Below are 19,703 nucleotides of genomic sequence, written 5' to 3' on the forward strand. Positions count from 1 at the left end.
TGTTGAAAAACCAGCCGACGCATGGTCGGCGTTATGCCATTGTCCTCATTTCGCGGCCCAAAAACAAGAGGCGCGTCGGCCAGCGACGCGCCCCATGCGGCAATTTCGCCTTTTCAGGCCGTCAGTTGAGCAGCTCCAGCGCCTTGGCCACGACGTTTTCCACCGTGAAGCCAAACTTGGCCTGCAACACCCCGCCCGGGGCCGAAGCGCCGAAACGGTCCAGGCCGATCACCGCGCCGCCGTCGCCGACCCAGCGCTCCCAGCCCAGGGTCGCGCCCATCTCCACGGCCAGGCGGGCCCGCACCGTCGGCGGCAGCACGTGGTCGCGGTAGGCCTTTTCCTGGGCGGCGAAGATGTCCCAACTGGGCATGGAAACCACCCGCGCGGCCACGCCCCGTTGGGCCAGCTCTTTTTGCGCGGCCAGGCACAGGTGCAGCTCGGAGCCGGTGCCGATGAGGATCAGCCGGGGCTCGTCGTCGCAATTGCCCACCACGTAAGCGCCCCTGGCCACGCCCTCGGCCGCGCCCAGGGCCGGATCGAGGATGGGCAGACCCTGGCGGGTGAGCACGATGACCGTGGGGCCCTCGCCTTGCAGCGCGCAGGCCCAGGCCCCCACCGTCTCGCCGTAGTCGGCCGGGCGGATCAGGCGCAGGCCCGGCATGACCCGCAACGACATCAAGTGCTCCACCGGCTGGTGGGTCGGGCCGTCCTCGCCCACGCCGATGCTATCGTGGGTGAAGACAAAGATGCTCTTGCAGCCTTGCAGGGCGGCCAGGCGCAGGGCCGGCCGGCAAAAGTCGCTGAAAACGAAAAACGTCGCGCCGTAGGGGATCACCCCACCGTGCAGGGCCATGCCGTTGACGATGGCCGCCATGCCGTGCTCGCGCACGCCAAAGTGAATATTACGGCCGGCCGGCGGCTGGCCGGGGCGCATGTCGCCCGAGCCGGCGATGATCGTCTTGGTGCTGGGGGCCAGGTCGGCCGAACCACCCACCAGGTTGGGCACGCGTTTGGCCAGGGCGTTTAGCACCTTGCCGCTGGCGGCGCGGGTGGCCATCTTGCCGTCGGCCGGGCCCAGGGTGGGCACCTCGCCGCCAAAGCCCAGGGGCAGGCGGCCGGCGATCTGGGCCTCGAACTGGGCGGCCAGATCGGGTTGGGCCTGGGCAAAGGCCCGGAAGGCCTCTTGCCACTGGGCTTGCAGGGCCTGACCGGCGGCCTTGGACTGGCCCAGATAGGCCCGCGCCTGGTCGGAGACGGCGAAGGGTTCGGCCGACCAACCCAGCTTTTGCCGCGTGACGGCCATGGCCTCGGGGCCCAGGGGCTCGCCGTGGGCGCTGGCCTGGTCTTGCTTGGGGCTGCCCAGGCCGATGTGGGTGCGCACGGCGATGATGCTGGGGCGGCCGGTCTCGTCCTTGGCCGCCTGGATGGCCTGGGCGATGGCCTCCAGGTCCGCGCCGTCGGCCACGCGCTGCACGTGCCAGCCATAGGCCGCGAACCGGGCCATGGCGTCTTCGGTGAAGGCCAGGTCCGTGCCGCCCTCGATGGAAATGTGGTTGTCGTCGTAGAGATAAACCAGCTTGCCCAGGCCCAGCGTTCCGGCCAGCGAGGCCGCCTCGGAGGCCACGCCTTCCATCAGATCGCCGTCGCTGACGATGGCGTAGACGTGGTGATCGACCACCGCGTGGCCGGGCCGGTTGAACTGGCCGGCCAAGAAGCGCTCGGCCAGGGCCATGCCCACGCCCATGGAAAGGCCCATGCCCAGGGGGCCTGTGGTGCATTCCACGCCGGGGGTCTGGCCGTATTCGGGGTGACCGGGGGTCTTGCTCTCCCACTGGCGGAAGTTTTTCAGCTCGTCCAGCGATAGATCATAGCCATGCAGGTGCAACAGGGCGTAGAGCAGCGCCGAGCCGTGACCGGCCGAAAGCACGAAGCGATCGCGGTTGGGCCAACTGGGATCGGCCGGATTGTGGCGCAAAAAGCGGCTCCAGAGCACGTGGGCCATGGCCGCGGCGCCCATGGGCATGCCGGGGTGGCCGGAGTTGGCCTTTTCGACCATGTCGGCGGCCAGCATGCTGATGGCGCTGACGGCCTGACGGTCCAGTTGGCTGTCTACCTTGAACATGGCAATCTCTCTCGGGTTGTCGGATGGGCCTTGGGCCGGCTTTTGCCGGAACTGGCACTAAGCTACCCGCTTTTGGGCGATTCGCAAAGACCCCCGGCGCGCCGGGCGGCATTTTTTTGGCCGGCCGAGGCCCAAAACGGCCGAAGCCGCGCGGAAGGCGCGGCCTCGGAGCGCGGGTGGGCGCGACCTCAGACGTCGAGGACGCACTTGGTGAAGTCGATCTGCGTCCCACAGTTGGAGCACTTGCGCGGCTTGTCGAACTCATCCGAGAAAATCTCGTTGGCGTGGCCGCAGTTGGGGCACTTGCACGAAAAGACCTTCAGGCCCTTGTTGGCCTCGAAACCGGGGCAATGTTTGGGGGTGGTCAGCTCATCAGCCACTGCGCTACTCCTTTTCAGGCAGGTTGGGCCGCCCGGCCGACGCGCGGGCGGCGATGCTCTCGCTTTTTTCCTACATATTAAATTGTGCGCGCCTCGGCCCGGCCTCGTCAAGCCTTGGCCGGCGGCAAAATCCGCCCCGGCAAAGCCGGCTAACGCCTTGCAAGATTGCCTGGTTTGGTGTAGGAAAAACTGCCCCGGATCGTCCACCGGGTCACTATCAGTTTTTTTGGAGGTGCCTCATGGCCGTGGTCGCGCCCTTCCGGGCCCTGCGCTACAACCTTGACAAAATCGCCGGCATGGAACAGGTCGTCACCCCGCCATACGACGTGATCAACGCCAGCCAGCAGGACGGCTTTTACAACGCCGACCCCCACAACATCATCCGCCTGGAGCTAAACCGCAAGCGCGACAGCGACAGCGCCGCCGACAATCGCTACACCCGCGCCGCCGAACACCTCCAGCGCTGGATGCAAAGCGGCGTGCTCAAGCGCGACGAAAAGCCGGCCTTTTATGTTTCGCGCACCACCTACCAAGACCCCGACGGCAATGAGCGCGTGCGCACCGGCTTTTTCACCCTGCTGCGCCTGGAAGACTTCGACGCCGGCGTGGTGCTGCCCCACGAGCGCACCTTCACCGAACACAAGGAAGACCGCCTGGCCCTGATCAAAAAAACCCGGGCCAACATCTCGCCGATCTTCGCCCTTTTTCCCGACGACCAAAACGCCGTCATGGGCGCCCTGCAAAGCGCCCAGGCCCAAGCGCCCGACTACGACTTCATCGACCCCATGGGTCTGCGTCAGCAGCTCCACGCCGTCAGCGACCCCGCAGCCTGCGCCAGCGTGCGAAAACTCATGGCCGACAAGGTCATTTTCATCGCCGACGGCCACCACCGCTACGAGACGGCCCTCAATTATCGCAACCACATGCGCGGCCAATGCCCCGAGGCCGGGCTGCTGGCCTCGTTCAACTACGTCATGGTCTATCTCTGCTCGATGAGCGACCCCGGCCTGACCGTCTTTGCCTGTCACCGCGCCGTGCCCCGGCTCGACGGCTTTTCGGCCGTGGACTTCATGCGCCACGCCCGCCAAGACTTTGACGAGCTGATCATCGAGGCCCCCGGCGGCCTGGCCGCCAACGCGCCCGTGCTGGTCGAGGCCCTGGCCCAGGCCGGCCGGCAACGCCCCAGCATCGGCATGGCCTGTCACGACAGCGACAAGCTGCACATCCTCTCGCTCAAGCCCGGCGCCATGGATCAAGAAGAAGGCCCCGACGTCTTCGGGCCCCTGCGCCAGCTCGACGTGGCCGTGCTCACGCGCATGATCCTGGAAAAGATCCTGGGCCTGGACAACAACGCCCGCGACATGGCCCACCTCATCAGCTACAACTCCGACACCAGGGACACCCTGGCCCAGGTGCAGAGCGGCCAGGCGCGGGTGGCCTTTTTGCTCAACCCCACCAAGGTAGAGCAGGTCAAGGCCGTGGCCGAGGCCGGCTTGATCATGCCGCGCAAGTCCACCTATTTCTATCCCAAGGCGCTCACCGGCCTGACCCTCAACCTCGTCCTGCCCGACGAGGATATCGCGGCCTGCTGAAGGGCCATGGGCGAAAACGGCGGCCGGCCCGGCGCGGGCGAGATCACCCGCGACGCGCTGGGCCGCCACGTCTTTTACCAGCCCAAGTCCGGCTATCGCTTTTCCATCGACAGCGTCCTGCTGGCCGCCTTCGCCACGCCCACGGCCGGGCCGGTGGCCGACCTCTGCGCCGGCTGCGGGGTGGTGGGCCTACTGCTGGCCGCCCGTGGCCTGGCCGGGCCGTTTCTGGCCGTGGAGATCGACCCCCTGGCCGCCCACTGCTGCCAGCTCAACCAGGCCCACGCCGGCCTGGACGGACAAACCATCCGGGCCGACCTGAGCCAAGACCATCCCGCCCTGCAACCCGGCGGCTACAAGCTGGTGGTCTGCAATCCGCCCTTCAGCCAGGCCGGACGGGGCCGCGCCTCGCCCGATCCCGCCAGGGCCAAGGCCCGAACCGAGCTGGCCCTGCAACCCCATGACCTCTGGCGGCAGGCCGCGCGCCTGCTCAAACGCGGCGATCGCCTGGCCTTCTGCTGGCCGGCCAGCCGCCTGCCCCAGGCCCTGGCCGAGCTGGGCCAACACCGCCTGACGCCCAAACGTCTGCGCCTGATCCACGGCCGCCTGGACGCCCCGGCCAAAACGGCGCTGATCGAGGCGGTCAAGGACGGCGGCCAGCAACTGAGCGTCCACCCGCCGCTGATCGTCCACGGCCCAGGCCAAGAGTATACGCCCGAGGTTTCGGCTATCTATGGCGATCTGGGCCTGTTCTGAACTGTGCGCTCATGGCCGCCAACAGGGCTTGGCGCACCTTTTCGTCGCGCACGCCGGCCACCATGGCCTCCAGCTCGGCCAGTTCGCCCGCGCTCAGCGGCGGCGGCTCGGGTTCGGGCGGCGGCGGGGGCGGGGCCGCCCGCGCCTTGATCAGCTTCAACGAACGCACGCCCAGCCCGGCCAGCGCCGCCACCAGGCCCGGCGCGGCCAGGGCCAGCTCCTGCCGGAAGGCCGCGCCGCGCACGGCCACCACCAGCGCGCCATCCGGGTCCAGGCGCACCGGCCGCCCGCGCGAGGCCACCAACGGCCCCACCGCCGCGCGCCAGGCCGCCAGCAGCCCAGGGCCGGGCAGACGCGCCGCCACCCCGCCGGGCAGCGCGCCGGCCAGGGCCTGGCCTAGCTTTTTTGGTTTGTCGGGCCGGCTCATGGCTCCTCCCGCCGTGACATTGGGCCGCTTGATCGATCGTACCGCGACCGGCCCGGCAAATCCAGGCCCCAACCCGGCCGCCCGCCGCCCGTCGGCCCCAAGAAAACCAAAAAGAGCGCTTTTAGCCGCGCGCGGGCTTTCCTCGATGCCGGATGCTTGATACTATCAATACTTCTATTTGCGCCAACCCGGAGTTTGCGAGCGATGGCAAGCCGTCTTGAAATAGGGCTGCGGCCCCAGTTGCCGGACCCGGCGGGCGCGGGGCTGCGCGCGCGGGCGCGGGCGTATCTGCGTTTGCCGGTGGAGGAGGCCAGGGTCTTGCGGGTGTTGACCTTCGACACCGCCCTGGATGAAAACCAACTGGACTTCGTCCGCCAAGAGGTTTTCACCAACCCCGTCACCGAGCTCAGCTCCTTCGCGCCGCTGGCCGGCCAGATCATGCCCGCTTTCGACTGGGCTTTGTGGGTGGGGCTGAAGCCTGGGGTGCGCGACAATGAAGGCGCCACGGCCATCGAGGGCATGGCCGACGCCCTGGGTCGGGAATTTGGGCCGGACGAGGCGGTCTACGCCAGCCGGCTGCACCTGCTGCGCGCGCCGCGCTTGACGCGGGCCGGGGCCGAGGCGTTATGCGCCGAGCTGTTGGCCAACCCGATCATCCAGCGTTGGCGGGTGATTGGCGCGGCGGAGTGGGATAGCCAAAACGGCGTGGGGCTGATCATCCCTCGGGTGGAGTTGGGCCGCCGGCCGGTGGTCGAGCGCATCGAGGCGCGCTCCGACGCCGAGCTGATGGAGCTGTCGGATCGGCGTGGGTTGTTTTTGAATCCGGCCGATCTGCCGGCCATCCGCGCCTATTTCGACGACCCACGCGTGCGGGCCGAGCGGGCGGCGGTGGGCCTGGCCGGCCCCACCGACGTGGAGCTGGAATACATCAGCCAGGCCCGCAGCGACCATTGCAACCACAACACCTTCACCGGCCGCTACGCCTACCGCGACCTGGCCACGGGCCAAAGCGTCGAGGTGGACAATCTTTTCAAGTCGTGCATCAAGACGCCCACCGAGCAACTGGCCGCGCAAAAAGCGTGGGTGGTCAGCGTCCTGTGGGACAACGCTGGCGTGGCCCGGCTCGACGAGCAATACAACTACGCCGTCACCGGCGAGACCCACAACAGCCCCAGCAACATGGAGGCCTACGGCGGAGCGATCACGGGCATTGTCGGCGTCTACCGCGATCCGCTGGGCACGGGCCTGGGCTCCAAGCTGGCCGCTGGCATGTGGGGCTTTTGCGTGGGGCCCAGGGATTACGACGGCGATCTGCGGCCGTTGTTGCACCCCCGGCGGCTGCTGGATGGGCTGATCGACGGCGTGCGCGACGGCGGCAACAAGAGCGGCATACCCACCGCTCTGGGCACGCTGATCTTTGACGAGCGCTATCTGGGCAAGTGCCTGGTTTTCGTGGGCGCGGTGGGCGTGATGCCCAGGGAGGTCGCCGGCCGGCCCAGCCATTTGAAGGCCGCCGGTGACGGCGATCTGGTGATCATGTGCGGCGGCCGGGTCGGGGCCGACGGCATTCACGGCGTGACCGCCTCCAGCGCCGGTTTTTCCGACAACACTCCGGCCGGTCACGTGCAGATCGGCGACCCCTACACCCAAAAGAAAATGCACGACTTTTTGTTGGAGGCCCGTGACGAGGGGCTGATAAATTTCATCACCGACAACGGCGGCGGCGGCCTTTCCAGCAGCATCGGCGAGAGCGCCCGCTCCAGCCGAGGGGCCGAGGTCGACCTGGCCAAGGCCCCGCTGAAATATCAAGGGCTCGACCCCTGGCAGATTTGGGTCAGCGAAAGCCAAGAGCGCATGACCGTGGCCGTGGCCCCGGACAACCTGCCAAGATTCATGAGCTTATCGGCCAAGCACGGCGTGGAGTCGACGGTGCTGGGCCGCTACGCCGCCACGGGCAAGCTGAAGTTGACCTATGGGTCGGAAGTCTGCTGCTACGTGGACGTGGATTTTCTGGAGAGCGGCTTTCCGCAATGGCGCTTCGAGGCCCAGTGGACGCCGCCGGCCCTGCGCGGCCTGGTCGAGCCGGTGCTGGCCGCGCCCATCGAGGCCGACAAGCTGATCCTCGAACTGCTGGCCAGCCCCAACCTGTGCTCGCGCCAGTGGATCAACCGCCAGTTCGACCACGAGGTGCAGGGCTCCAGCGTGATCAAGCCCTTTGTCGGCCCGGCCCAGGACGTGCCCAGCGAGGCGGCGGTGTTGCTGCCCCGCCTGGACGGTCGGGCCGGTTTGGCCATGGCTCAGGTATTTTTGACCGAATACGGCGATATCGACACCTACGACATGGTCGCCGCCGAGATCGACGAGGGCCTGCGCCGGGTCACGGCCGTGGGCGGCGATCCGGCCCAGACCGGCGGCATGGACAACTTCTGCTGGCCGTCGATCCAATACGATCCCAAAAACAACCCCGACGGCCGCTACAAGGCCGCCCAGTTGGTGCGGGCCTGCTGGGCGCTGCGCGATTGTTGCCTGACGGCCGGCATTCCGCTACTTTCGGGCAAAGACTCCATGTACGTGGACGGCACCATCGCCGATCGACGGGGCCTGCGCCGCCGCGTCTCGGGCCCGCCGACGATGATGTTCACCGCCACCGCGCCGGTGCATGACTTGGCCTGGTGCCAGACCCTGGAGCCCAAGGTCGCCGGCGACATTGTTTATGTTCTGGGCCGCACCAAAGACGAACTGGGCGGCGGCGCGCTATACAATCACCTGGGCCAGGTGGGCCTGCAAGCGCCCAAGAGCGACCTGGCGGCCACCAAGGCCCTGTGCCTGGCCGTGCACCAGGGGTTGAAAGAGGGCCTGCTGGCCGCGGTCTGCCTGCCCTCGCGGGGCGGCCTGGCCCTGGCCTGGGCCCGCATGGCCCTGGCCGGCGGCCTGGGCCTGGAGCTGGACCTGGACGCCCTGGACGCGCCGGATGATCTGGGTTTGCTCGGCCGGTTGTTCAGCGAATCCACCGGCCGCTTGGTGGTCTGCGTCGATCCGGCCAAGGCGGCGGCCTTCGAGGCGCTCTTGGCGGACTTCAGCGCGCGGGCCGTGGGCCGGGTGACCAAGGGCAAGAGCCTGGTCATCACCAGTGGCGGCCAGGCAGTGGCCTCGCTGGCCATCGGCAAGATGCGCCGCCAGTTCACGCGGCGGTTTGGAGCGTTGGTATGAGCGTGCGGGCGCTGGTTCTGAGCGGCTATGGCGTCAACTGCGACTGGGAGACGGCCCACGTCCTGGCCCTGGCCGGGGCCCAGGTCAGGCGGGCCCACATCAGCGACCTGACCGGCGCGCCAGGCCTGGCCCCCTGCCAGACCTTGGACGATCAGCACATCGTCGTGTTCGCCGGCGGTTTCGCCTGGGGCGACGATCACGGGGCCGGGGTGCTTTTGGCCAACCGCCTGCGCAACCATCTGGGCGAGCAGATGCGCCGTTTTCTGGCGCGGGGCGGCCTGGTGCTGGGCATCTGCAACGGCTTCCAGGCCCTGGTCAACTTTGGCCTGCTGCCCATGCTGGATGGCCGGTGGCGGCGCGACGCGGCGCTGGCGGCCAATGATTGCGGCAATTTTCAAGATCGTTGGGTCGAGCTGATCTTCGACCCGGCCAGCCCCTGTGTTTTCACCAGGGGCCTGGAGCGCCTGGAGGTTCCCATCCGCCACGGCGAGGGCAAGTTCATCTGCGGCCCCGAGACCATGGCCGCCATCCAGGCCCAGGGCCTGGCCGTGACGCGCTACGGCGACGGTCAGGGCCGACCGGCCGGCGGCAAGTGGCCGGCCAACCCCAACGGGGCCATGGACGACATCGCCGGCATCTGCGACCCCAGCGGCCGGGTCTTTGGCCTGATGCCCCACCCCGAGGCCCACTATCGCCTCAGCCAGCATCCCACCTGGACGGCCATCCGCGAGCGGGCCCGCCGCCAGGGCCGGGAGCTCGACCCCATGGCCGAGGGCCCGGGCATGGCCATCTTTCACAACGCCGTGGCCGCGGCCAAGGCGAGCCTCTAGCCATGAGCGACCAGCCGGCCATCAACCAGATGAGCGACGGCCAGATCGTGCGCGGCTCGTATCTGCTGCTGCGCAAGCAGATCGCCACCTCGCGGGGGGGCAAGGCCTACGGCGCGCTGCGCCTGGGCGACCGGGGCGGCGAGATGGAGGCCAAGCTGTGGGAGCGGGCCGAGGAGCTGCTGGCCGAGCCGCGCGTGGGCATGGTCGTGGCCATCAGCGGCCGGGTGGAGGCCTTTCAGGGCCGGCCGCAACTGGTGCTGGCCAGCATCGCCGTGGACCCCTTGGCCTCGCCGGCCGACTTTCTGCCGGCCAGCCCCGTGCCCCTGGCCGAGCTGTGGGCCGCCGTGGACGCGGCCCGGGCCAAGGTCAAAAACAAGCACCTGCGCCGCCTGCTCAAGACCTTTTTCGACGAGCCGGCCTTTCGCCGCGTCTTCGAGCTGGCCCCGGCGGCCAAGGCCGCCCATCACGCCTACGCCGCCGGCCTGCTGGAGCACACCGCCGGCGTGGCCGGCCTGGCCGTGGCCGTGGCCGGGCGCTACCCGCACCTGGACGCGGGGCTGTTGATCTGCGGGGCCCTGCTGCACGACGTGGGCAAGACCCGCGAACTGAGCCTGGGCCCGCCCATCGACTACACCGACGAGGGCCGCTTGGAGGGCCACATCGCCATCGGCGCGCGCCTGCTCGACGAGCGCCTGGCCAAGCTGCCCGACTTTCCAGCCCCCGCCGCCGCCATGATCCGCCACATGATTCTCAGCCACCACGGAGATTATCAGTTTGGCAGCCCCCGCCGGCCCAAGACCGCCGAGGCCCTGGCCCTGCACATGATCGACGATCTGGACGCCAAAATGGCCATGCTGCGCGCCGCCGCCGCCGAGGAGCCGGAGACCGGCCACTGGAGCCGTTATCATCGCCTGCTCGAACGGGTGGTCTACGCCGGCCCGCCAGTCTGGGATCAACCCGACCAGCCGGTCAAAACGGAGGCGAAGGCCGTCGACAGTGCGGTCATGCCTGGGCTTTTCGATATGGGCGAGCAATCATGAGCGCCAAGCCGGCCAAAACGCCGCGCGCGCCGTTCATCACCCTGGAGGGCGGCGAGGGCTGCGGCAAATCGACCCAGGCCAGCATGTTGGGCCGGCGGATCCGTGGCCTGGGCCTGAAAGTCGTGCTGACCCGCGAACCCGGCGGGGCCAGCCTGGGCCAGACCATCCGCGAGCTGCTCTTGGGCCCCGGCCAAGAACCGGTGGACCCGGTCACCGAACTGCTGTTGTTTTTGGCCGACCGCAGCCATCACGTGCGGGCCAAGATCGAACCGGCCCTTTTGCGCGGCGAGGTGGTCGTCTGTGACCGCTTCGCCGACTCCAGCGAGGTCTATCAGGGCCTGGCCAGGGGCCTGGGCCTGGAGCGCGTGCGCCGACTCAACCAGTGGGTCTGCGGCCAATGCTGGCCCGATCTGACCTTGCTGTTGGACTTGAACCCCGGCCTGGGCCTGGCCCGGGCCGCCCAGCGCCAGGGCGAGCTGGGCCAGGGACCAAGCCCCATGGAAAAAGAAAAGCTGGAGTTTCACGAACGCCTGCGCGAGGGTTTTCTGGCCCAGGCCCAGGCCGAGCCGGGGCGGATCAAGCCCGTCGACGCCGCGCGGCCGGCCGAGGAAGTGGCCGAGGCCATCTGGGCCCATGTCGAGCCGCTGTTGCGGGAGTGGCGACGCTGTGGCCTTTGAGGGCCTGTTGGGCCAGGCGCGGGTCACGGCCCAATTGACGGCCGAGATGGCCGCCGGCAAGCTGGCCCACGCCTATCTTTTCTGCGGGCCCGAGGGCGTGGGGCGAGCCACGGCGGCGCTGGAGCTTTTTTTGGCCCTGAACTGCCAGGGCGCGGCCGATGGCGGCGGGCTCTTTGGCGGCGCGGCCCAGGAGGATAGGCCCCACCCGTGCCGACATTGCCCCGCCTGCCAGCGGGCGCAGGCCTGGCGGCACGAGGAGCTTTTGCTCTTGCAGCCGCCGGGTGAGGCCGCCTCCAGCCAGATCAAGGTCGAGGACGTGCGCGAGGCCATGGCCGCCATGCGCTTCGCGCCGCTGGGCGGGGCCACGCGCATGCTGCTGATCCGTCAGGCCCAGCAGATGAACGCCACCGCGGCCAATGCTCTGCTCAAGACGCTGGAAGAGCCGCCGCCGCGCAACATCATCGTTTTGACCGTGGGCGACCCCCGCGAGCTGTTGCCCACCATCGTCAGCCGCTGCCGCAAGGTCAACTTCGCTCCGCTGACCGAGGAGACCATCCGCCAGGCCCTGTTGGCGCGGGGCCTGGACCAGGCCCAGGCCAGCCTGCGCGCGGCCATGGGCGGCGGTTCGCTGGGCCGGGCGCTATGTTTGGATCACGAAGAACAACAACGCCTGCTGGGCCGCCTGCGCCAGGCCTTGGCGCGACCCGCCGACGCCCTGGACGACTGGGCCCTGGCCGAGGAGCTGGTCGGCCAGTTTCGCGGGGCCGAGCGCATCGACCGCCAGGGCCTGGCCGACGCTTTGGATTTGCTGGCCCTGGACCTGCGCGACCAGGCCGTGGGCGCGCTGGGCAAGCCGGAGCTGCGCCTGTTGCCCGGCCCGGCCGCCGCGCCGGCCGCCACGCCTCCGGCCCTGGTGGCTGCCTTTGGCCGCCTGCGCCAAGCCCAGCAGGAGATCCTGGCCAACGCCAGCCCGGAGCTGGCCGTCACAGTGATGCTCCAGGAAATGCGAGCCCTGGCGGCCGGCCGCGCTTTTGACTAAAATAGCCTCGGGTTGCCATAACCGAGCGCACACGCCGGCGCGGGCCGGCGGCGAAAGAGGGCTTCATGGGTAAGGTCGTGGGCGTCCGTTTCCATCCGGGCGCCAAGATATACGATTTCGACTCGGGCCACTACGTGTTGGCCGTGGGCGACAAGGTGGTGGTGGAGACCGAGCTGGGCCTGGTGCTGGGCGAGGTGGCCCGAGGGCCCCGCGTCTGGCCCGAGCAGATGCAGTCGGCCGATCATCCGCCGCTGAAAAAGGTCCACCGCCTGGCCAACGAGGAAGATCTGGCCCAACTGGAGCAAAACCGCGCCCTCGAAAAAGAGGGCATGGCCTTTTGCCGCGAACGCATCTCTTCGCAAAAGCTGGCCATGAATCTGTGCAAGGTCGAGTGCCTGTTCGATCGCTCCAAGATCATCTTTTACTTCACCGCCGAGACCAGGCAGGATTTCCGCGAGCTGGTGCGTGAACTGGTGGCCAAGTTCCGCACCCGCGTGGAGATGCGCCAGATCGGCGTGCGCCACGAGGCCAAGCTCCTGGGCGGCCTGGGCGGTTGCGGCCGCGAGCTGTGCTGCGCCACGTTTTTGGGCGAGTTCGAGCCGGTCAGCGTCAAGATGGCCAAGGAGCAGAACCTCTCGCTCAACCCCACCAAGATCAGTGGCCTGTGCGGCCGCCTGATGTGCTGCCTGACCTACGAGTACGAAACCTATCGCTATCTGCGCAAGGGCATGCCCAAGCTGGGCAAGAAGATCATTCTGGCCGACGGCCGCGAGGCCAAGGTCGTGCGCCAGAGCGTCCTGGAGCGCAAGCTCACCGTGCTCACCGCCGATGGCGACGAGATCACCATGAGCCCCGAGGAGCTGGCCGGCCAGTTGGCCAAGGCCCAGGAGTCCATCGAAGGCGGCGACGCGCCGGCCGGCCAAACCGCGCACGATGAACCCGACGAGCACGACGCGCCGGAGGACGAACCCGAGCCGGAAGCGTTGGCCGATGAGGCCCCGGCCGACGAGACCCCAGGCGACGAGACCCCGGCCGACGAGGCCCCGCGGGGCGAGGCCGACGACGTCGCGCCGGCCAGAACCGATGGCCAAAACCGCCAGCGTCGCCAACGCCCCCGTCGTCGCGGCGACGGCCGCGCCAACGGCAAGGCCCCCCAACGCCCCACGGCCAACGGCGAACCGAACGCCCAACAACCAAACGGCGAGGGCGCGGCCAAACGCCCGCCGCGGCCCCGCCGCCGGCGCAAACCCGCCAAACCCGACGATCAAGGCTGAACATGGAAGCGACATTTTATATAACCACGCCTATTTATTACGTAAACGCCGAACCGCATCTGGGCCACGCCTACACCACCATCGTCGCCGACGTGGCCAGGCGCTTTCATCTGCTACTGGGCCAGACCGCCCGCATGCAGACCGGCACCGACGAGCACGGAGACAAGATCGCCGAGGCCGCCGCCAAAAACGGCCTCTCGCCCCGGCAATACGCCGACCGCGTCAGCGGCCTGTTCCGCGACCTTTGGCCCCACCTGCACATCCAATACGACCGCTTCGTGCGCACCACCGATCCCCAGCACATCCAGACCGTGCGCGCCCTGCTGCAAAAGGTCCACGACCAGGGCGACATCTATTTCGCCAAATATGGCGGCAACTACTGCGTGGCCTGCGAGCGCTTCCTCACCGACAAGGAGCTGGTCGAGGGCAAATGCCCCGACCATCACACCGAGCCGGTCTACATCGAGGAAGAAAACTATTTCTTTCGCATGGGCAAGTATCAACAGGCCCTCATCGAGCACATCCAGGCCAACCCCGACTTCATCCGGCCCGAACGCTATAAAAACGAAGTGCTAAGCATGCTGGCCGAGCCCCTGGACGACCTGTGCATCAGCCGGCCCAAAAGCCGCCTGACCTGGGGCGTCGAGCTGCCTTTCGATCAAAACTTCGTCACATATGTCTGGTTCGACGCCCTGATCAACTACATAACCGGCCTGGATTATCCCAACGGCGACGATTTTGCGCGCTTCTGGCCCGGCCAGCACCTCATCGCCAAGGACATCCTCAAGCCCCACGCCATCTTCTGGCCGACCATGCTCATGGCCATGGGCCTGCCCCTCTACCAGCGCCTCAACGTGCATGGCTATTGGAACGTGGACCAGGCCAAGATGAGCAAGTCCCTGGGCAACGTGGTGCGGCCCCTGGAGCTGGCCCAGGTCTACGGCGTTGACGCCTTCCGCTATTTTTTGCTGCGCGAGATGGCTTTCGGCCTGGACGCCGGCTTCAGCGAAGAGCTTTTGATCCAGCGCTACAACGCCGATTTGGCCAACGACCTGGGCAATTTGTACAGCCGTGTGTTGAATATGCTCGTAAAATATCACAACGGCGTTGTGCCCCAACCTGGGCCGCTCACCCCGGCCGACGAGGAGCTGGCCCAGGTCGCCGCCCAGGCTCGGGACGGCCTGCGCCAGGGCTTCGAGGCCTTCGCCTTCCACAAGGGCCTGGCCCGCCTGTGGGAGCTGATCGGCGCGGCCAACAAGTACGTGGTGGCCAACGAGCCCTGGGCCCTGGCCGCCCAGCCCGAGCAGGCCCCGCGCCTGGCCCGGGTCATGCACGAGCTTGTGCGGACCCTGGCCCAGGTGGCGGTGCTGATCTGGCCGGTGATGCCCGAAATGGCCGAGACCATGGCCGGGCACATGGGCCTGGCCCACCCCGCGCGAATCGGCCTGGCCGGGCTGGAAAGCGACGCGCTCACGCCGGCGGGGACGGTTATCGCCAAGCCGGCCACGCTGTTCCCACGCATCGACACCGCCGGCGTCCAGGCCAAGGCCCACAAGGCCGAAGTCAAGGCCCAGGCCAAACAGGCCGACGCGCCGCCGGCCAAGGCCCCGCGGGCCGCCAAGGCCGAGGCCGGCCCGGCCCAGCAGCCCATCGGCATCGAAGACTTCGGCCGGGTGGAGCTGCGCGTGGGCCTGATTGTCGAGGCCGCGCCGGTGGAAGGGGCCGACAAGCTACTGCGCCTGAGCGTGGACCTGGGCGAGGACGCGCCGCGCACCATCGTCGCCGGCATCGCCAAGCACTATCAGCCGGCCGCACTGCCTGGCCGCCGAGTGGTGGTGGTGGCCAACCTCAAGCCGGCCAAGCTGCGCGGCGTGCTCAGCCACGGCATGTGCCTGGCCGCCGTGAGCCCTGATGGCGGCCTGAGCCTGGTGGACCCCGGCCCCGAGGCCACGCCGGGCAGCATCGTGCGCTGAGGAGGATTTTTCGTAACCCCCCGCCCGCCGGCGCGTGGTCGCGCGCCGGCGGGATTTTTGTTTTGTGCTGTTGCAACAAGGCGATAGCATGATTTTGACCTGTTGGTCATTTTTGTTGCGGCGCGGCCCTGGCGGCGGCGATTTTCATGGTCGTTGCCTGGGCCGCTTGACGGGGTGTAACATCAGCAAAGCCAGTGATATCGGGTAGCAACACGCCGCGCCATGGCCGGCCTGGACCAGCGGACAAGAAGATCGCAACCATGGACATCGAAGCGCTCATCAATGAGACCGACGGCCTGACCAAGCTGGAAATCGCCCTGGGCGACCGGCTGCTGCTGCGCTTGGAGGCCATCGAAGGTTTTTTGAAGACCGACCTGGTGGGCCTGGCCCAAGACCAATACCTCATTGTGGACATGCCCAAGGGCGGCCCGGCCATCCGCAACAAGTTCTACGAAGGCACCACCGTCCTGGTGCGCTACTTGCACGCCGGGGCCATTTTCGCCTTTCAGTCCAACGTGCTGGGGACAACCGACAAGCCGGTCAAGCTGGTGTTTTTGTCTTATCCGCAGATCGTCAGCCGCCAGGAGCTGCGCCGCGAGGCGCGCATGGAATGCTACCTCAGCGCGGCGGCCGATCTTGGCCAGGGCCAACTCATCAACGGCGCGGTGCTCGATATCAGCCCGTCCGGCTGCCGTTTCGCGGCCAAGTTCAAGGGCCGGCCGGCGGTGGAGATAGGCGGTGAAGTGATCATCGGCATGAAGCTCTCCGATGGCGAAAAGGCGCGGCGCTGCGCGGGTACGCTACGCAGCCTCAGCCAAAGCAACGGCATGGCCTTTTTGGGCGTGCAGTTCCGCGACCTCGACGAAGATTCGGCCTTGCGCATCCGGGCCCTGGTGGCCACCCTGGGCGAATACGCCGCGGCCAAGCGCTCCATCGCCCACCTGGGCCAACGCGACTGAGCGCCGCCCCGCGCGCCAACGGAAAGCGGCCGCCCCTGCTGGGGCGACCGCTTTTGCTTTTATCCGGCCGGTTTTTTTAGAACATGCCGCTGATGGAGTTGATCAGGCCCTGGCGCAGGAGCGGCTCGGCCTCGGGGAAGGTCAGGTTGACCTGGCGGGCGCTGGAGGCGATGCGCGTGCGAAAGCGCTTGCGGTCGGTGGAGCGGGCCGAACTCTGGCGGACCATGGTGCTGGAGCCCTGACGCAGGTTCGACTGCGTCTCCTCGGATATGCCCTCGTTGGAGGCCTCGGAGATCTCCACGTCGGTGATGACGGCGAACCAGTTGACCTTGACCATGGAGCCGGCGATGACCTCGGCCGCGCCGGCGGCGATGCCGCCGATGGCCGCGCCACCCAACTCCGAGCCGCTGCGGGCGATCAACGCGCCGGCCGCCGCGCCGGCGATGGCCCCGCCAAAGCCCGCGCCGCTGGCCAGCTCCAGGGCCGACTTGTCGGTCTGGCCGACGCTGAGGATGTTGGCCATCAGCCAGAAGTGGGCCTGACGCGGATCGTAGACGACCTGGTAGCCTTTGGCGGCGATGGCCGCCGAGACCTCGTATTGGATGTTGAACGAGGGCTGGTCGGAGGTGTTGCGCACCTGGACGTAGACGGTGCGCTGCTCGGGCGGCACGGGGTCGAGGAAGACCGTGTCGGACATCTGGGTCTCGACCTTGAGGTCTTGGTAGCGGATGGCCGTGGTGGTGGCCGCGCAGCCGGCCAGCAAGGCCAGGGCCACGAGAGCGGCCATCAGCGAAAGCGTCTTGGCGGCTTTTTGCGTCATCGAAAGACCTCCCTTGCCCACGTGGCGGCGAGGCGTCGCCCGCCCGGAGCGGATTGCCCGGCCACGGGCCCTTGGCCCGGCCGCGGTTTAGCGCCTGTAAATCACGCCCCCAACGATAACAGACCGCGACTTGCCGAGCAAGCCAGATCGGTGGGCCAGCGCGGCGATCTCGTATGCTTTCGGGTAGTTCCGCCCGCTTGGGCCAAGTGGCCGGCCACCACAGCGCGAAAGGCCGGCGGGAGATTATCCCACCGGCCTTTATTCATTCTTCAGCCGTTGTCTGGCGCGGCCCCCTCGTAGGCGGGGTGTGACCCCTTTCGCGCCTTGTCGACTCGCAGCCTACTTGAACCAGGAGTCGGAGTAGAGGATATGGCCGAGCAGGGCCTGGGCGCCCTTGACAAAGACCTTCTGGGTTTCGTCGGAGACGTCGCCGGGGTCTTTGATCTCGCCGTCCTGGACCTTGTGGACAACCTCGACCAGGTCGGGCCGCTGGCCCTTGGCGATGGCCACCAGCAGTTCGTCTTCGTAGTCGACGATGCTGCTGTACATGCCGGCCCGCTCGAGCATGATCATGTAGATCTGGTTGAGCGGCTCGCGCCAGGGGGTGCCGTTGGAGCAGTTGCTCAGGCCGTTGGTGCTCTTGGCGCCGGGGACGATGTCCTGCAACATGGCCATGAAGCGCAGGTTGGCCATCAACTGTTCCTGCTGAATGTTCAGCGGGGTGATGATGGGGTCGACAAAGAGCTTCTCGTTGGCCAGGCCGGCCTCGTTGGCGGCGTAGCACAGCTCGACGCACAGGGAGGCGCGCTCGTTCTCGTCACGCGGCAAACCCTCGGGGCCCCACAGCAGGGCCACGATGTCGGCCTGGTACTTGGCGCACATGGGCAGCATCACGGTGTAGCGCTCGGGACGGGCCATGACCGAGTTGACCAGGGGCACGGTGTCGCCCTTGTAGGCGGCCAAGCCGGCCTCGATGGCCTCGATGTTGGAGGTGTCCAGGGCCAGCGGGATGTCGGTGACGACTTCCTGCACGGTCTTGACCACCCACTCCATCAGCTCGGGGCCACCCTTGCGCGCCGGCCCCAGGTTGATGTCGATCCAGTCCATGCCGGCGGCCTTTTCGGCCAGGGCGTAGCGCTGGATCGGCTCGGGATTACGGTCCTTGAAGGCCTGCCCGATCTCTTTTTTGATAACGTTTAGGTTCTCGCCGATCGTTTTCATGGGTCACACCCCTCGCTGAATTGGTCCTGATCCAAAAACTATTCCGGCTTCCACTCCTTGAGGAACTTGGCCAGGTGAGCCGCCTCGCGCGGGCCGACCTTGATGTTCCAACCAGGAAGCTCCTCCTCCATGTCGCCGACGATGGCGGCGGCGTAGCCGGGAATAATGAGTGACTTGTGGTTGATCTTTTCCTCGATGCCGCACTTCTTGACGAACATGCCCACGTCGTCGCCGGAGAACTTGCCGGCGGCCCAGGCGGTCAGAACCGACAGGCCCTCGGTGTCCTTGATCAGCAGCCACGAAGGCACGCGGGAGGACTCGATCTCGCCGCTGACGATGAAGTAGGTCAGCGAGAAGTTGGTGGTCACCAGCACGGGGCTGTCCGGGCCGGGGCCGTTGATCTCGAAGATGCCCTGGGTCACGGTCATGGGGCGCTGGGGGTCGGTGTAGATATTGAGGCGCTCCAGCAGCAGCGGGAACACCGACTCGGCGGTCAGCTCGCCCAGGACGATGATTCCGCCGTACTTGGCCACCATCGAGGCGGCGATGGCCACCTGCATGGCCGGGTCGTCGGTCATTTCGCCGGGGAAGACGATGGTCGGGAAGCCCAGGGTGCGGTCGAGCTTGAGCAGGGCCGCGCGGCGCACGGCGATCTGGTCTTGCAGCAGGCCAGAGATGTCGCGCGCGCCGGTGTCGATCAGCAGATCCTTCAGGCCGGCCTCGGTCAGCTCGGTGGTCAGATCCTTGGCCTCGTCGATGTCGACGGCCTTGACGGCCAGGGGGCAGCCGGTCTCGCCGGCGATGGCGCACATCTTGTCGGCGTTCTGGTTGGTGGCGGCGTAGAGGATGGGCTTTTTGTCGGCCAGGGCCTTGGCCACCGGGGCCATGATCGCCGGATCCTCGCAGGCCAGCACCAGCGAAAGGTCGGTGCTTTCGCAAAGGGCCTTGGCCGCGGCCTCGAACTTGGCGGCGTCATTGCTGGCGCACTTGAGGAAGACCAGGCCCGGGCGCAGGTTCAAGCCCACGCGCTCCCACTGCATGCCGGCCCAGACCTTGGCCTTGGCCACCAGGTCGGCGTCGGTGTCCAGAAGGGTGCCGGCCAGGCCGCAGGGGTTGAAGAAGGTTTTCTCGTGACGGAACAGCACGGTCTCGCCGCCGACGGTGGAGGCGGTGTCGCCGCTGCCATACTTGACCGGGCGGATGGGCGGGGCGCTGGCCGCGGCCAGTTTCTCGCGGGCCTCCTCGGAGACGTAGGGGCATTTGTCCAGTTCGGCCTTGCCCGCCGCCAGGTTCATGGCGAACGCCAGGCAGGTGGGCACGCCGCACTCGCCGCAGTTCGTTTTGGGCAGAAGTTTGAAAATCTCAATGCCGGTGAGGGCCATTGTC

Annotated in this window: 16 protein-coding genes; 10 read left to right on the plus strand and 6 right to left on the minus strand. The window is 67.7% G+C overall.

The window, feature by feature from the left end; genetic code table 11:
* Positions 1–121 precede the first annotated feature (121 nt).
* Together tkt and DEBA_RS01115 are read right to left on the minus strand one after the other, a co-directional pair.
* On the minus strand, positions 122–2,122 hold the full coding sequence (gene tkt / locus DEBA_RS01110) for a transketolase (protein ID WP_013257057.1): 2,001 nt from the start codon (positions 2,120–2,122) through the stop codon (positions 122–124).
* 188 nt (positions 2,123–2,310) lie between these two features.
* Positions 2,311–2,502, minus strand: coding sequence for a hypothetical protein (locus DEBA_RS01115; protein WP_013257058.1), 192 nt, complete (start codon positions 2,500–2,502; stop codon positions 2,311–2,313).
* A gap of 239 nt (positions 2,503–2,741) precedes the next feature.
* Here DEBA_RS01115 and DEBA_RS01120 point away from each other — a divergent pair, with 239 nt between their 5' ends.
* Positions 2,742–4,094 carry a DUF1015 domain-containing protein gene (locus DEBA_RS01120; protein WP_013257059.1) on the plus strand — a complete coding sequence of 451 codons (1,353 nt, stop codon included), beginning with the start codon at positions 2,742–2,744 and terminating at the stop codon, positions 4,092–4,094.
* A 6-nt stretch (positions 4,095–4,100) separates the two neighbouring features.
* A complete protein-coding gene (locus DEBA_RS01125; RefSeq protein WP_013257060.1) occupies positions 4,101–4,847 on the plus strand; it encodes a tRNA1(Val) (adenine(37)-N6)-methyltransferase in 747 nt (248 codons plus the stop codon).
* Here the strand turns inward: DEBA_RS01125 and DEBA_RS01130 are convergent.
* Positions 4,819–5,274, minus strand: coding sequence for a DciA family protein (locus DEBA_RS01130; protein ID WP_013257061.1), 456 nt, complete (start codon positions 5,272–5,274; stop codon positions 4,819–4,821). The two genes, DEBA_RS01125 and DEBA_RS01130, sit on opposite strands and share 29 nt — an antisense overlap.
* Before the next feature lie 204 nt (positions 5,275–5,478).
* On the opposite strand from DEBA_RS01130, the gene DEBA_RS01135 reads away from it, so the two are divergent.
* The 8 genes from DEBA_RS01135 (at position 5,479) to DEBA_RS01170 (ending at position 16,276) form a co-directional block, all read left to right on the plus strand.
* On the plus strand, positions 5,479–8,484 hold the full coding sequence (locus DEBA_RS01135) for an AIR synthase-related protein (RefSeq protein ID WP_013257062.1): 3,006 nt from the start codon (positions 5,479–5,481) through the stop codon (positions 8,482–8,484).
* Entirely contained in the window at positions 8,481–9,314 is an 834-nt protein-coding gene (locus tag DEBA_RS01140) for a phosphoribosylformylglycinamidine synthase subunit PurQ (protein WP_013257063.1), read from the plus strand. The genes DEBA_RS01135 and DEBA_RS01140 overlap by 4 nt, the downstream gene beginning before the upstream one ends.
* A 2-nt stretch (positions 9,315–9,316) precedes the next feature.
* On the plus strand, positions 9,317–10,354 hold the full coding sequence (locus tag DEBA_RS01145) for a 3'-5' exoribonuclease YhaM family protein (protein WP_013257064.1): 1,038 nt from the start codon (positions 9,317–9,319) through the stop codon (positions 10,352–10,354).
* Entirely contained in the window at positions 10,351–11,031 is a 681-nt protein-coding gene (gene tmk / locus DEBA_RS01150; protein WP_013257065.1) for a dTMP kinase, read from the plus strand. Before DEBA_RS01145 ends, tmk begins: the two co-directional genes overlap by 4 nt.
* Entirely contained in the window at positions 11,021–12,070 is a 1,050-nt protein-coding gene (locus DEBA_RS16615) for a DNA polymerase III subunit (RefSeq protein ID WP_013257066.1), read from the plus strand. Before tmk ends, DEBA_RS16615 begins: the two co-directional genes overlap by 11 nt.
* Positions 12,071–12,135: 65 nt before the next feature.
* Positions 12,136–13,344, plus strand: coding sequence for a PSP1 domain-containing protein (gene ricT, locus DEBA_RS18255; protein WP_013257067.1), 1,209 nt, complete (start codon positions 12,136–12,138; stop codon positions 13,342–13,344).
* 2 nt (positions 13,345–13,346) lie between these two features.
* Complete coding sequence (gene metG / locus DEBA_RS01165; protein ID WP_013257068.1) at positions 13,347–15,317, plus strand: methionine--tRNA ligase; 1,971 nt, start codon at positions 13,347–13,349, stop codon at positions 15,315–15,317.
* Between the two features lie 260 nt (positions 15,318–15,577).
* Positions 15,578–16,276 (plus strand): flagellar brake protein, encoded by a 699-nt coding sequence (locus tag DEBA_RS01170; protein ID WP_013257069.1) that lies wholly within the window; start codon positions 15,578–15,580, stop codon positions 16,274–16,276.
* A 76-nt stretch (positions 16,277–16,352) separates the two neighbouring features.
* Here the strand turns inward: DEBA_RS01170 and DEBA_RS01175 are convergent, their stop codons facing one another.
* The 3 genes from DEBA_RS01175 to acsC form a co-directional block, all read right to left on the minus strand.
* A complete protein-coding gene (locus tag DEBA_RS01175) occupies positions 16,353–17,096 on the minus strand; it encodes a complement resistance protein TraT (RefSeq protein ID WP_013257070.1) in 744 nt (247 codons plus the stop codon).
* A gap of 339 nt (positions 17,097–17,435) precedes the next feature.
* Positions 17,436–18,317: a dihydropteroate synthase gene (locus DEBA_RS01180; protein WP_013257071.1), complete on the minus strand. Its 882-nt coding sequence runs from the start codon at positions 18,315–18,317 to the stop codon at positions 17,436–17,438.
* Between the two features lie 38 nt (positions 18,318–18,355).
* Positions 18,356–19,699 (minus strand): acetyl-CoA decarbonylase/synthase complex subunit gamma, encoded by a 1,344-nt coding sequence (acsC, locus tag DEBA_RS01185; RefSeq protein ID WP_013257072.1) that lies wholly within the window; start codon positions 19,697–19,699, stop codon positions 18,356–18,358.
* Between the last annotated feature and the right edge of the window lie 4 nt (positions 19,700–19,703).

This window comes from Desulfarculus baarsii DSM 2075 (assembly GCF_000143965.1).
GTDB lineage: Bacteria > Desulfobacterota > Desulfarculia > Desulfarculales > Desulfarculaceae > Desulfarculus > Desulfarculus baarsii.